Origin of the sequence: Fictibacillus sp. B-59209 (genome assembly GCF_036216745.1) — a bacterium.
Lineage (GTDB): Bacteria > Bacillota > Bacilli > Bacillales > Fictibacillaceae > Fictibacillus_C > Fictibacillus_C marinisediminis.
The window spans coordinates 91057-103306 of sequence record NZ_JARMMC010000003.1 but is presented as its reverse complement, the minus strand read 5'-3'; the positions used below and the strand labels follow the sequence as shown (position 1 = coordinate 103306).

Sequence of the window (12250 nt, the reverse complement as noted above, 5' to 3'; positions counted from 1 at the left end):
CATCACCTCTCATTAAATTTTTTTATCAATAAACAATCCTACAAAATCTAGCATGGAAGCATACATGTCCAGAAACTTTTTGGAAGGAAGCTCTTTGATCACTTCCTGTGTTTTATCATCAATAATTTGAACGTAATAATCATGTAATTTTTCATGAAGCACAAACTTGGAGGAAGTGTGAGCCGGAATTAACAAATCATTGATTCCTTTCACCATTTCCTTCAATTCTTTTGGGTTCGGTGAGCTTTCACTTTTTGATTGCCTGTCCGTTGGGAATTCACTGACTTTTTCTGCTGGATCTATTTGTGTATTTGGAGCTACAGATGAAGTGATACGAGTTAATTCCACAATAATCTCTCCTGAAATGAAAAAATTGATCTACTAGTTTTATCGGTAAACATCTCTAAAAATCAAGATGAAATCAAAAAAGAACCCTAGCATTTGCTAGGATTCTTTTTGAGATTAGTTTAATGGAAGTTCTGTTGTTTCTTCTTCTGGTACTTCAACTTCGACCTGCTCACTCTCTAAGCTGTAATAGCTTGTCAACGTCACTTGAATTGTGTCTTCCGCTAACTGTGTTTTTAATTTTACAATTACATCGCCAGCTTTTGATGCCTTTGCTGTACCAAGCATGATTTCACCGGAAGCGTCGTATACTTTTATAACATCTTTTGCTGCAACTCCCTGAACAAGTACAGTATCTGCAACATTTACGTTATTGTTTACAATAACCATGTCTGTAGGTACCATTTGAGATATAAAATCGCCTGATACTGAAGCCTCAACTTTTTCACTTTCAAGCTTACCAAAGCTAGTGACACTCAGCTGAATGGTATCCTCAGCTAAAGGAGCCTTAAGCTTAACAATTACACCCCCATTTTTTGTGGCTTTTGCTGTCCCCAACAGATTTTCACCCGATGCATCATATACTTTCACAATATCTTTGGCAAAAAGGTTATTAACGGCAACTGTATCTGGCGCCCCTGTATTGTTATTAACAACAATATTAGCCGGTAATAAAGCATCGGTTATCATTTCGTCTGGTACTTCTACATCCGTTTTTTCACTTTCAAGACTGTTGTATGTACTCAAACTGACTTGTACATAACCTTCTGTTAACTGGGACTTTAGTTTAACCGTTAACGATCCGGTTTTTGTTGCCTTTGCTGATCCAAGTAAGGTTTCACCAGAGGCATTATACACTTTTACTGTATCCTTCGCTTTGACTTCCTTGACCGATACAGTATCTGAAGTACCGACGTTATTATTAACAGCTAAGTCATCTGAAGATAATGCATCGGTTATTGTTTCATCCGGTACTTCAACTTCAACCATTTCACTTTCTTTCTTGTTGTAATTGGTTAAGGTCACTTGAATAGTGGGCTCAGTAAACTGATCCTTTAATTTAATCGTTAAGTCTCCACCTTTTGAAGATGAAACACCTTTTCCTAACAAAATGCTTCCATCCGCATTATAGACTTTTACAGTATCTTTTGCCTTTGTATTTTTAAAAGTTACTGTATCATTTGTTCCTACATTATTTTCCACTTCAATGTAGGATGGTCCTTCTGCATGAACAGGAGATTGCAATGCAGGAAATACGATACTTCCTGCAACTAATGCACTTGCTAATAACCTTTTATTTTGTTTGGTACCCATATGTAATTAACTCCTTCTTAAATATTTTGATGGCTTGTAATATTAAGTACAATATTAATGCACTTTGTTTAACAAACCATCTAAGAAAATAGACCTAGTATTTTTATCGGTACAAAAACTCCAAAATTTAGCAAAAAAATAAAAAAGAAAGCTATTTTTAGCTCTCTTTTAAAATGGTTTATTGTATACTGGTGGTAGCTATACTCCCTATCATTTCTTCTAACATCTTTTCCATATTTTTGGTACAAAAGGTTTTGCGTCAATCCCCGAATTTTCTAATGCTTGCTATCATTCTTTACAACTTCAGCAACGGTTCAATAGTCCTTTTCAGCCAATCCACCTTTGCTCTTTGTGGCTTAGCATTTTCTCCAGTCACATTGGTATCCTTGCCGAGCTTCTCTTTCTTCTCTTCCTCAAATGCTGAAACAGGCTTACTTTTTACCGTCTCACTTTTTTTGTCAGCAGAACAGCCTGACAACAAAATTCCGACAAACAAAAGTTTTAACTTAGCATAATTTGCTCTTTATGTTACTCGACCAGTTTCCCTTTTATTATATAAGAAACCAGTATGAATTTAGTAGAGGTGGTTGTATGAACCAATTTCTAAAGTTGGATATGTATACACGGAGTTTAATAGTCGGAAGTATTCTGGGAGATGGGGAAATTACGAAAATCTATAAAAACTCTAGAAGAAAAAATCATAGTTACAGAGAGCATTTCGGCGTTGCACAACTAAAGTATAGAGAATGGAAACAGCACGCCGTTCCTCAGCTGTTTTATATAACGATTAAAACCCATACTCTTCGTTCACGTTCGTTACAGCTTTTTACTGAACTCTATCCCTACTTTTATAATAATGCCGGTAAAAAACAAATTCCTTTTGAGCTCTTTCCATATTGTGATCTTTTGACAATTCTTGCTGTTTTATATATGGATGATGGTTCACTATGTTTATCAAAACGAATAAATACTAAACAAAAAAGCGTATGCTTGTCTCCTCATATTGCTCTTTATTTACAATGCTACAGCTATCAGGAATTAGTGCGTTTCAGCAATATATTATATGACCAGTTAAATTTAAATCTTCGACTGAGTAAAAGAAAAGATGGTTTAGGATACATTCTTAAAAGTTCTAAAATAGATGATACCTTGAATTTTCTAAGTACAATCAGTCCTGTTACAAAAACCTGTGAATCTATGCGATATAAGACAGACTGGGAGTACAGGTTTTCCTTAGAGAAGAACAAATACAAGATAATAGACCCTGAATATGTAATTGTGGCATCCTGTTCATATAGAAACAAAAATTACTCCAACATTGAGGTGGAGAGGATGATCACTCTTAAACAACAAAAGAAAACCGATCAATTTATTGCGGATGCGATAGGAAGATCTTATTGGTCAGTAGTTTATAAGCTCAGTGAATTAAGAAAAAATGGCCACCTCCTGTGAGATGACCATCAATAAGATTAACGAAGAAGTTGAAGAACTCCTTGTGGTTGTTGGTTGGCTTGCTTTGCCGCTGTGCTTTTCAGCTACAGAATAGACTATATCTTCACCCTTAACATATAAGGGGCTGGGCACTTCGAATGATTTCTCACCCTACGAATCTCATTGTCATAGCGTTAGCCTTAGACAGTACATTCTAGTCGTTGAACCTTCTCCACTCTTTCGAGACAGGAGCTTGGCTGCTGATTATCCATTGTTCATCCTTCTCATTTTCAAACCGTCACGCCTACTGTTTCCAGTTACGCTGTGGTTGAGAAAGCTTTAGGAAGTTCCAGCAATTCACCCAGTAATGATCTAGCTCGTTACCAAACTAGACGCCCTTCTAATCATTACTTCAAGAGTTGTAAAACACCTTGAGGCATTTGATTCGATTGAGCCAGCATTGCTTGTGCTGCTTGAGAAAGAATAGAGTTCTTTGTTTGGTTCATCATTTCTTTTGCCATGTCAACATCCCTTACACGAGACTCAGCAGCTGTTAAATTTTCGCTAGAAGTATTCAAGTTGTTAATAGTGTGTTCTAAGCGATTTTGGTAAGCACCAAGTTTTGAACGTTCTGCAGACACTGTTTTAATTGCTTGATCAAGTACTTTTGTTGCAGCTGAAGCCTTTGTAGCATCAGAAACATCTAAACCATGTTCTGTAGAATTTGTATAATCAGTTAAATCATTTGCTGAACCTGAGGCAGTAAATGTAGCACCTACTACCCCTGTATCAACTCCTACAGCGCTTCCTGAAGCTGTACCAGCTATTCCTAAAGCTGCAGCTCGCATATCATTAATAGTTACAGTAAATTGTTGTGATTGGTTAGCACCAATTTGAAGAGAAGCTGCTCCATCTTTTACTGTTCCTCCTGTTGCTGAACCTGAGTTATTACCACCTGATAAACCAAGATACGTTAAAGTTCCTGCTGTTGAAGTTCCATCAATATTAATAGAAGAAGATGTCCCTGTTGTTGTTGATGTTAACTTTAACTTTCCAGTTCCATCATCAGAAGCAATTGTGGAACCTGCTGCAGCATTTATTTTTCCAATAACTGCCGATAAATCGTCACCACTAGCAATTGTTGCAGTCTTTGTGGTTCCCCCATCAACAGTAAATTTAAAGGAACCCGCATCTGGAGCACCTGCTGTAGCTACTGTACTTGAACCAGTAACTGTTCCTGCAATTGAACCATCTGAAGCGGCCCCGACTTTGTTACCATTTAATAATTTTTGAGTATTAAACTCAGTTGTATTACCAATTCGATTTACTTCAGATGTCAATTGATTCACTTCTTTTTGAATTTCTTTTCGATCATCAGAAGTATTTGTATCATTTGCTGCTTGTACTGATAATTCCCTCATTCTTTGAAGAATATCATGAGTTTCGTTCAAAGCTCCTTCTGCGGTTTGGATCATTGAAATACCATCTTGAGAGTTACGAGAAGCTTGATCTAATCCACGAATTTGGCCACGCATTTTTTCCGAGATTGCTAGTCCAGCTGCATCGTCACCAGCACGGTTGATTCGAAGACCAGAAGACAATTTCTCCATTGATTTACTTTGTGCAGTACTTGCACTGTTTAATTGACGGTACGTATTAAGTGCCGCGATGTTGTGATTAATTCTCATTATAAATTTCCTCCTTGAAATGTGTCCCGCCCACATCCTTGTGGTTGGTCATGTTATCAAACAAAAAAGACGATTGCGGCCGTCAAACATCTTGATTGTTTGCTCACCACTAATATCGTCTTTTGATTTGAAATGTTTATAGCATAATTTTATTTTTTTATCTTTTTTAATTGATCCATCAAGCTTAGAGAGGTGTTCGCAGCATCACTGTTTTCCTGCTTGATTGAGAGATAGATTTCCTTGCGGAGGATTTCCACTTGTCTGGGTGCATTTATTCCGAGCTTTACTTGGTCACCTTCAACCCCAAGAATGGTAATTTCAATATTGTCACCAATCTGTATCGCTTCTTTAGTTTTACGTGTTAGTACAAGCATATTTTACACACCTCGCTCTTCAGCCACTTTTGTGAAGATAAGATGCCTTGATGTATACTGGTTATCATTAAGCACAACTTGTTTTCCGAGACTCTTTACCTTGTTAATAATTAAGGGTGCCTGCAAGTTGGCCGTCGATTCTTTTAATTCGTCTCGTAACGTTACAATAACTTGGACGAAAACATCCTGTTGTTCTTTAATTTCCAATTCATTCACAACCGATTCAGGCAATGTTAAATCATATCCTGAAAAGTGCATAAAGGGGTCAGCTGTTACAAAAGCTAGTCCCGATGTAGATACAGACTGCATGACAGAAAAAGGCGTGTCTTCAAATGGAAGAATAACAAATTCTCTTTCCTCTTCAAACCCTGGGATACCATGCTCAAATGTTATAACATCTTCTTGCTCAACTTCTATATCACCATGAAATTTGGTTTTCAGTTCCATGTTTTCACCACTTTACTTTTTTTGGTCGATCTCCTGGCCAGCCACATCAATAGTTAAGGAAGGCCGTTTCCTCATATCAATATGCACCTCACCAGGTTTATAGCTGTGGCGAGGTCTGTTAATCCTTGCTTCAATGATTGGTTTGTTAACCCGCCAGTCAATATTAACCTTTGCTGGGTCATAGTTTGTTTTTACACTAAAAGGAGACGGAACAAACCCAATGTTGAATTCCAGAATTGGATCCTCTCCATTTTCCTTAGCCTGATCAGCAATTGGCTGGCCGCCATTTTCAATTCGCATCAGCTCATCACCCTGCTGAGCCATACGTGCTAATCCATCGAGCCAGTCGCTGTAACCTTTTTGAGCAAACTCTTCAATTCTCCTGCCGATGGATTTTAAATCCATATCTGCCCTAGCCTGTGACTGGTCAATAGTCAATTTTCCTGGTGTGGTTTCAATACTTAGGTCAGCTTTCGGCTGCTGAATTTCAAGATCAGCCGGCTGCTGTTCAAGTTCCTGTACCGGCTGGATGGTCGTTATTCCGATTTGCCCTTTTGTGGATTCCATTCTAAGCTGAGGAACGCTCATTATAATTCCCCCTAAAAGGATAGAGCTATCACATTGGATAGCTCCATTTTAACGTAAAAAGTCCAATAATGACGGCTGAATAATACGGGAGCCCACTCCCATGGCCGCCCGAAGAACGCTTTCCTGAGATTTCATGTCAGTGATGACACGCTCCACGTCAGCATCTTCATTGTCAGATAGGATGCGGTTCGCGATGACTTCCTGTTCATCCACCCGATCTTCCATCAGTTCAAGACGGTTGTTTTTCGCACCAAGTTCCGCTCTTTGAGAGACGATTTTATTGATATGCCCATCAAGCAATCCAAGGAAGTTACCGATTTCTTTCGTATAGCCTGTCGGTGTGGTTTGAGAGTCCAAGGCTTTTTCTAATGCAGAAAGGTCACTGAACAAACCATCTCCAGGATTAGTACCGGTTGTAAAAATGTCTGATCCTTTCACATTGACACCGAGCTGGATGCCTTTGGAGAGTTCGATTTTTACATCATTACTGTTTTTCGACACTTGGGTGACTTCACCATTTACTATCGTAACCGGGGCATTCGTCGTATCATTTCCATTAAAGATATACTTTCCTGCAACCTGTGTATTAGCAATGGTAACTAAGTGCTCTTTTAGCTGCTTAATTTCTGCTCCAATAGCCGCTTTTTGATTATCTTCATACGTTCCGTTGGATGCTTGAACCGTTAGTTCACGAATACGCTGTAAAGCACTGGTTGCTTTATCAAGAGCATCGTCTGAGCTTTCCACCCAGTTATAAGCTTCTCCAAAGTTACGTTTAAACTGCTCTACCTCTGTCAAATTTGTACGATAGGCCATCCCTTTCATCGCGACTACCGGATCCTGTGATGGTCTCGTAATCTTCTTTCCTGTGGAAAGCTGATCCTGGTATTCTCCCATTTTTGCATAGCTGCTGCTAAGGTTACGCAGCATATTTCCTGATAGCATGCCTTGTGTTACGCGCATGATTTGTCACCTACCTTCCTCCAACACCCATACCGTTAATAATTTTATCGAGTATTTGATCAACCATTGTAATCATTCGTGCAGATGCGTTGTAAGCATGCTGGAATTGAATCATATTAGTCATCTCTTCGTCCAGTGAGACGCCGCTTACTGATTGACGGCGCTGGTCGACGGAATGTGTGAGTGTGTCCGAGTTCGCAGCCATACGGTTCGCCTGCTGAGCATCGACCGCCATTTTTCCAATCGCACTTTCAAACTTTGATTTTAGATTGGTAGAGTCCATTACAGCAGAAAGGTTTAAAGCGTTGCTTCCATCCCCAGCTGCTTTGCTTGAAGCAGCCGCAATATTTTTTAGATCGTTAGTAATTTCAGATGAGATTTTAAGAAGCTTTGCCACACCCTTAGCTTGTGTGGAGCCATCGATCTTCACTTGATCGTTTGCTGTGGTTGCCGGATTCTCCAACACAAAAAAGTCGTGTGGTGTTTGAGTTCCACTATTGATATCATTCAAACTCCAGCCACTGTTATGAACGGAATTAAATGCTTTCGCAAAAGCAAGCGCCAGATTGTCCAGCTGATCAAGCATTGCTGGGTAATCATTATTATAAGCGGAAGTCATCCCTTCAAGCTTTCCTCCAACTGAAGTGGTAGAAAACGCTGTACCCCCTAATGAAAAACCGGAAATATTACCGTTACTCTCATTAACTGACAGTGTTTTAAAAGAGAGCGGAGTGCTCGTGCCATCTACCAGTTTCCCTAATGAAGTTCCAGACGAATCCATCAGCTCGATCGTGTATTTACCTTCAGCAAGCGGCGAACCTGTTGAACCGCTCTGCGATTTAGTTACTTTCACATTCACAAGCTGTGAAAGCTGGTCGACGAGATTATCTCTTTCATCATACAAATCATTCGGCAAATAGCCATGCGGTTCAATCTCACTGATCTGCTGGTTGAGGTTATTGATCTGTTCAGCGATGGAGTTGATCTCTTTGACGGAGATATCCACTTGGCTCTTGATGTCATCACGAATGCTGGATAACGAGTTTGATAGATAATTAAAGGTTTCCGCTACAGCAACACCGCGCTGGCGAACGACCGATCGTGCTCCCTCGTCCTGAGGACTTGTGGCAAGGTCCTGCAGGGATTGCCAAAATTGATCAAGGGTCTTCGATAAGCCGTTATCGGTTGGCTCATTCATGATATCTTCCATTTTCTCAAGAGCTTCGCTTCTGGCTCCCCAATATCCGGATTTTGTGTTTTCTCCGCGGAACTGGACGTCAAGGAAACTTTCCCTCACTCGTTGAATCGAACCAGCCTGCACCCCAGTCCCCATCTGTCCAGGGACTTGCGGGCGGTTCATGGCAGGTGCCGGATAAGGCTCGGTCTGGGTAAAGTTAACGCGCTGGCGCGAATATCCGGTTGTGTTGGCATTGGCGATGTTCTGCCCGGTCACTTGAAGGGCATATTGCTGGGTTGTCATTCCGCGGCGGGCGGTCTCTAACCCGTGAAACGTTGATACCATGAATGTTCCTCCGTTCTAGGCTTTTGAATCAAACAGAGAAAAGCTCCCTGCTCCCGCATATTCCTTTGCCTGCGGACGGCTGTATGTTACTTTTTCCGGCTCCGGCATGAACATGTTCAATGACATGTTCACAAACTGCAGTGACTGATGGATCAGCTGCTGGTTCAGCTCGTTGCGTTCCTTCAAAAGCATGTATTCTTTAGAAAGCTCATATTGAAGAGATTCAAGCTGTTCCTTTTCACTTGCCACAGCCTGCTCAATCAGTTCGGACATCGTAACGTCGCTTGTTCTGTTCCGCATTTCTTCAAGCTCCATCAGAGTTTTCACATGCTCGTTCTCTTTAAGCATCAAGGCATCGAGCGCCTTTACGTCACCTGTTTTTAATATCGCTGTTTTTTGTTCAGCGATGCTGTTGAGCTCACGGTGGACGTGGAGCAGCTCGTTTAATAAAGATTTCATGTCCTTTAGCGCCATGAGATCCTCCTAGTTATTCCAGAACTGATAGAACTTCCGGGCGACCTTTCTTGCGTCTGGCTGGTACTGGCCGGAATCAATCTGGGTTTTAATTTCATGTATTTTATCCTGACGGCTTACTGAAAATTGCTGTGATGATTGAAGTTCTTTCGCTTCAGCTGAGATTTGAATTTCGTCGCTCTGCTTCATCTTTTCCTCGTTTTTGGAATATTGTGGGTTTCGTTTAGTGTAAGGGTTAATATTGACATGATTAAAGCTATTGATCTTCATAGGATTCACCTCTATTAAGCAGGATCGCTCCTGCATTTCCTATTTCTTATATCGGTTTAAAATAACAAGACTGAAGCTATTCACTAAAAATAGGACTTTTGATTAATCGGTATAGTAAGACCTTCCTAGATCAACAAGCTTCTTTTGCGCTTCGAATTCATTGGTTTTGAGATCACCCATGATTTTCTTTTTACATGAGCTGCAAAGTCGCCCTTCCTGGGTTGGCCCTTCACATGTTTCACATGGATAATAAAAGTTCGGGAACCCGACCACACGGATTCTGCCCTGGCGGATAAACTTTGTGATTTTCTCTTCATCCACCCCTGTTTGCTGATGAACATCAAGCAAGGTTGCCTGCCGGTTCTCCCGCTTCCTCATATACTGAAACACCTTTTCAAACATCAGCTCTTCTTCCGTGTAGCACGAATCACATACTGAACGAAGGTGCTGAACATACAAATTTCCACAGCTTGGGCAATTTTTCAATTCTCCCATTCCGATCACTCCTCTAATGTCTCTACCGTAATTATCGGAAGGAAGATTGGAATGTTGATAGACCCTCATCCTAACTAAACAAAAAAAGTGAAAACCTTCCTTAACGGCCGAGTGTCATGGACGAAACCTGCACAGCATCTGCCTCCTTTAGCACCCTTGCAGCCTGCCTGATCGTCGCCCCCGTTGTATAAACGTCATCAACTAGAACAATGCTTTTCCCATAAACCAGCTTACTATTATTAGCATGCTCAAAAATCGTTTCCTTCATCTCCAGCCGCTCCTGTCTCGACTTCTTACTCTGCTTCTTTTCATGCAAGACCCTTTTCAGTGCATGCACGACATCCACACCCAATAATTCCGCCAGCAACTGTGCCTGGTTAAATCCCCGCTCATAATGCCGCTCCTGGCTCAATGGCACAGGTACAACTACATATCCTTTAAACTCGTGCCGAAAGATGCTTTGAAGGTCCTGCCTAAACCCCTTCACCAGCTCGGCATCACCTCTATATTTCAGCCGGCTGATCAGTTCCTTCAAAAAATCGTTGTAGACATACAATGACCGGTTCTTAACAAGAACACCGCGCCAATTGTCGTCTTCTTCCCAACGTATACAGTCGTTACAGCGGTTATCTTGTCGATATTGCTCGGGAAATAAAGAAAAAGAACGTCCGCAGATCTCGCATATTTCCCCTCCAATTCTCTCAAAGGATGAGCTGCATTCCTCGCAAAAATGCATTTCACCAGCAATGCCAAGCACAAAGCTCCAGCTCACCGTCTCGTAAAAGCCTTCATCACAATACAGGCAATAATTCATAAACCTGCCTCCCGATTCATCCCTTCAATGTGCCGTTTAGCATCCACCATCGCATTCGTTTTTCCATAATGAAAAAACACAACCTCTCCTGCCGGGTCGTCCTTGCTTCGTCCGGCACGACCGGAAATCTGCACGAGTGCACTCTCCGTAAAAATATCCTCTTCTGCACCGAGCACTGCTACATCCGTATAGGGAACTGTAACCCCGCGCTCGAGGATCGTCGTTGTCACCAATATGGATATATCGCCCTTCCGAAACTTCATGACCTTCTCTTGCCGATCAGGGTCTTCCGCATGCACACCCTCAATACACGGGAAAACTGCTTGCAATAATGCCGCCACCTGATGTAGAGCCACAACAGAGGGAACAAACAAAAACCCCTGCCGTTTTACTCCCAACCGATGCTCCACCCAGTGCATCACGTTGCTTGGCAATCTGCCTTTCTTCAATCTCTTCTTCCAATTCCTGCACCATACAAACTTTGGAACAGGCAGTGGGTAGCCATGAAACCGAAGCGGAATCTTCACATGCGGAAGTCCTCCTGCCACCGTTCTTTTCTTCATCTTCCTTCCCGGGGTTGCACTTAAGTAGAGAAGCAGAGCATCCTCCTTCTTTGCCTGGTGAACCGCATGCTCCAGGGACGAGTCATACGAATACGGAAAGGCGTCCACTTCATCAACCACCACGAGATCAAACGCATCCCGATAACGATATAATTGGTGTGTTGTTGAAACCACAAGCTGTGCACCTTCCAGCTTTTCCTCACTTCCTCCATACAAACCTGCCAAAGTAATACCAGGAAACACTTTGCGCAGCCGAGGGAGCAGTTCGAGCACAACATCGGTTCTTGGCGTGGCCAAACAAACTCTCTGTCCAGCCTTCAGCGCTTTCTCTACACCATGAAAAAGCACCTCTGTTTTCCCAGCACCGCATACCGCCCATATCAGCAACTCGCCTTTACCCCCAACCCGGAAAACCAACTCATCCGAAGCCTTCCTCTGAGCAGCCGACAACTTACCCGTCCACGTCAAAGCAACCTCATCCACCTTCCACTCCACCTCAGGAACGCACCAGCGGACAAGCGGGGTACATTGGCTCACCCTCCCCATCACAAGGCACTTCCGGCAGTATACACATTCCTTTTCCTTACACCGAAAACAGGAAAAAGACGAAAACAAACGCGGCTTATCATTCCCACAACGCTTGCAAATAAACGAACCGCCAGCTTCTTCAATTCCTTTTTCGTAAGCTAAGCAGCCATTAAGATAATGCTCATGAATCACATCAATCGAGTAGGGAAGTTCTTCAAACAAGAGGAGTTTGCCTGATAAAGAGGCTTGTAGTTCAGCAGAAAAGGGGTATACCTCACTAAAATCGGGGGTATCAAGGACTTGAAGCTTGTGAAAGGAAACAGGCGCAGCACTGACATCTGGCGGCTTCAGCACTTCAGGAACCGCAAGACTTTTTCCATCAACAAAAAAAGAGACGAACCTCATGGTGCCGTCTCCTGTTGAATAGGAATTTT

General features: G+C 41.9%; 14 protein-coding genes. 1 reads left to right on the top strand and 13 read right to left on the bottom strand.

Annotation, left to right across the window (positions count from 1 at the left end; all coding sequences use genetic code 11):
• Positions 1 to 12: 12 nt before the first annotated feature.
• A complete protein-coding gene (gene flaG / locus P4361_RS01585) occupies positions 13 to 348 on the bottom strand; it encodes a flagellar protein FlaG (protein WP_328088058.1) in 336 nt (111 codons plus the stop codon).
• Positions 349 to 462: 114 nt separating this feature from the next.
• A complete protein-coding gene (locus P4361_RS01580; RefSeq protein ID WP_328088057.1) occupies positions 463 to 1659 on the bottom strand; it encodes a hypothetical protein in 1197 nt (398 codons plus the stop codon).
• Positions 1660 to 2250: 591 nt separating this feature from the next.
• Here P4361_RS01580 and P4361_RS01575 point away from each other — a divergent pair.
• Positions 2251 to 3111: a DNA endonuclease gene (locus P4361_RS01575; protein ID WP_328088056.1), complete on the top strand. Its 861-nt coding sequence runs from the start codon at positions 2251 to 2253 to the stop codon at positions 3109 to 3111.
• A gap of 386 nt (positions 3112 to 3497) precedes the next feature.
• Here the strand turns inward: P4361_RS01575 and P4361_RS01570 are convergent, their stop codons facing one another.
• The 11 genes from P4361_RS01570 to P4361_RS01520 form a co-directional block, all read right to left on the bottom strand.
• A complete protein-coding gene (locus tag P4361_RS01570; protein ID WP_328088055.1) occupies positions 3498 to 4778 on the bottom strand; it encodes a flagellin in 1281 nt (426 codons plus the stop codon).
• Between the two features lie 149 nt (positions 4779 to 4927).
• Positions 4928 to 5152 carry a carbon storage regulator CsrA gene (csrA, locus tag P4361_RS01565; RefSeq protein ID WP_328088053.1) on the bottom strand — a complete coding sequence of 75 codons (225 nt, stop codon included), beginning with the start codon at positions 5150 to 5152 and terminating at the stop codon, positions 4928 to 4930.
• A gap of 3 nt (positions 5153 to 5155) precedes the next feature.
• On the bottom strand, positions 5156 to 5599 hold the full coding sequence (fliW, locus tag P4361_RS01560; protein ID WP_328088051.1) for a flagellar assembly protein FliW: 444 nt from the start codon (positions 5597 to 5599) through the stop codon (positions 5156 to 5158).
• Positions 5600 to 5611: 12 nt separating this feature from the next.
• Positions 5612 to 6187 carry a DUF6470 family protein gene (locus tag P4361_RS01555; protein ID WP_328088050.1) on the bottom strand — a complete coding sequence of 192 codons (576 nt, stop codon included), beginning with the start codon at positions 6185 to 6187 and terminating at the stop codon, positions 5612 to 5614.
• 48 nt (positions 6188 to 6235) lie between these two features.
• On the bottom strand, positions 6236 to 7150 hold the full coding sequence (gene flgL, locus P4361_RS01550) for a flagellar hook-associated protein FlgL (RefSeq protein ID WP_328088049.1): 915 nt from the start codon (positions 7148 to 7150) through the stop codon (positions 6236 to 6238).
• Positions 7151 to 7160: 10 nt separating this feature from the next.
• Positions 7161 to 8672 (bottom strand): flagellar hook-associated protein FlgK, encoded by a 1512-nt coding sequence (gene flgK / locus P4361_RS01545; RefSeq protein WP_328088047.1) that lies wholly within the window; start codon positions 8670 to 8672, stop codon positions 7161 to 7163.
• A gap of 15 nt (positions 8673 to 8687) precedes the next feature.
• On the bottom strand, positions 8688 to 9146 hold the full coding sequence (locus tag P4361_RS01540; RefSeq protein WP_328088046.1) for a flagellar protein FlgN: 459 nt from the start codon (positions 9144 to 9146) through the stop codon (positions 8688 to 8690).
• Between the two features lie 9 nt (positions 9147 to 9155).
• Positions 9156 to 9416 carry a flagellar biosynthesis anti-sigma factor FlgM gene (gene flgM / locus P4361_RS01535; protein WP_328088045.1) on the bottom strand — a complete coding sequence of 87 codons (261 nt, stop codon included), beginning with the start codon at positions 9414 to 9416 and terminating at the stop codon, positions 9156 to 9158.
• A gap of 102 nt (positions 9417 to 9518) precedes the next feature.
• On the bottom strand, positions 9519 to 9911 hold the full coding sequence (locus P4361_RS01530) for a TIGR03826 family flagellar region protein (RefSeq protein WP_248253932.1): 393 nt from the start codon (positions 9909 to 9911) through the stop codon (positions 9519 to 9521).
• Between the two features lie 100 nt (positions 9912 to 10011).
• Positions 10012 to 10725, bottom strand: a complete 714-nt coding sequence (locus P4361_RS01525) for a ComF family protein (RefSeq protein ID WP_328088043.1) — start codon at positions 10723 to 10725, stop codon at positions 10012 to 10014.
• Positions 10722 to 12221 (bottom strand): DEAD/DEAH box helicase, encoded by a 1500-nt coding sequence (locus tag P4361_RS01520; RefSeq protein ID WP_328088041.1) that lies wholly within the window; start codon positions 12219 to 12221, stop codon positions 10722 to 10724. Before P4361_RS01520 ends, P4361_RS01525 begins: the two co-directional genes overlap by 4 nt.
• Between the last annotated feature and the right edge of the window lie 29 nt (positions 12222 to 12250).

Coding starts and splice junctions, on each gene's coding strand:
- P4361_RS01520 (WP_328088041.1), bottom strand. CDS start 12,221: ATGAGGTTCGTCTCTTTTTTTGTTGATGGAAAAAGTCTTGCGGTTCCT.
- P4361_RS01525 (WP_328088043.1), bottom strand. CDS start 10,725: ATGAATTATTGCCTGTATTGTGATGAAGGCTTTTACGAGACGGTGAGC.
- flgL (WP_328088049.1), bottom strand. CDS start 7,150: ATGCGCGTAACACAAGGCATGCTATCAGGAAATATGCTGCGTAACCTT.
- P4361_RS01575 (WP_328088056.1), top strand. CDS start 2,251: ATGAACCAATTTCTAAAGTTGGATATGTATACACGGAGTTTAATAGTC.
- csrA (WP_328088053.1), bottom strand. CDS start 5,152: ATGCTTGTACTAACACGTAAAACTAAAGAAGCGATACAGATTGGTGAC.
- flgK (WP_328088047.1), bottom strand. CDS start 8,672: ATGGTATCAACGTTTCACGGGTTAGAGACCGCCCGCCGCGGAATGACA.
- P4361_RS01555 (WP_328088050.1), bottom strand. CDS start 6,187: ATGAGCGTTCCTCAGCTTAGAATGGAATCCACAAAAGGGCAAATCGGA.
- P4361_RS01570 (WP_328088055.1), bottom strand. CDS start 4,778: ATGAGAATTAATCACAACATCGCGGCACTTAATACGTACCGTCAATTA.
- fliW (WP_328088051.1), bottom strand. CDS start 5,599: ATGGAACTGAAAACCAAATTTCATGGTGATATAGAAGTTGAGCAAGAA.
- P4361_RS01540 (WP_328088046.1), bottom strand. CDS start 9,146: ATGGCGCTAAAGGACATGAAATCTTTATTAAACGAGCTGCTCCACGTC.
- P4361_RS01580 (WP_328088057.1), bottom strand. CDS start 1,659: ATGGGTACCAAACAAAATAAAAGGTTATTAGCAAGTGCATTAGTTGCA.
- P4361_RS01530 (WP_248253932.1), bottom strand. CDS start 9,911: ATGGGAGAATTGAAAAATTGCCCAAGCTGTGGAAATTTGTATGTTCAG.
- flgM (WP_328088045.1), bottom strand. CDS start 9,416: ATGAAGATCAATAGCTTTAATCATGTCAATATTAACCCTTACACTAAA.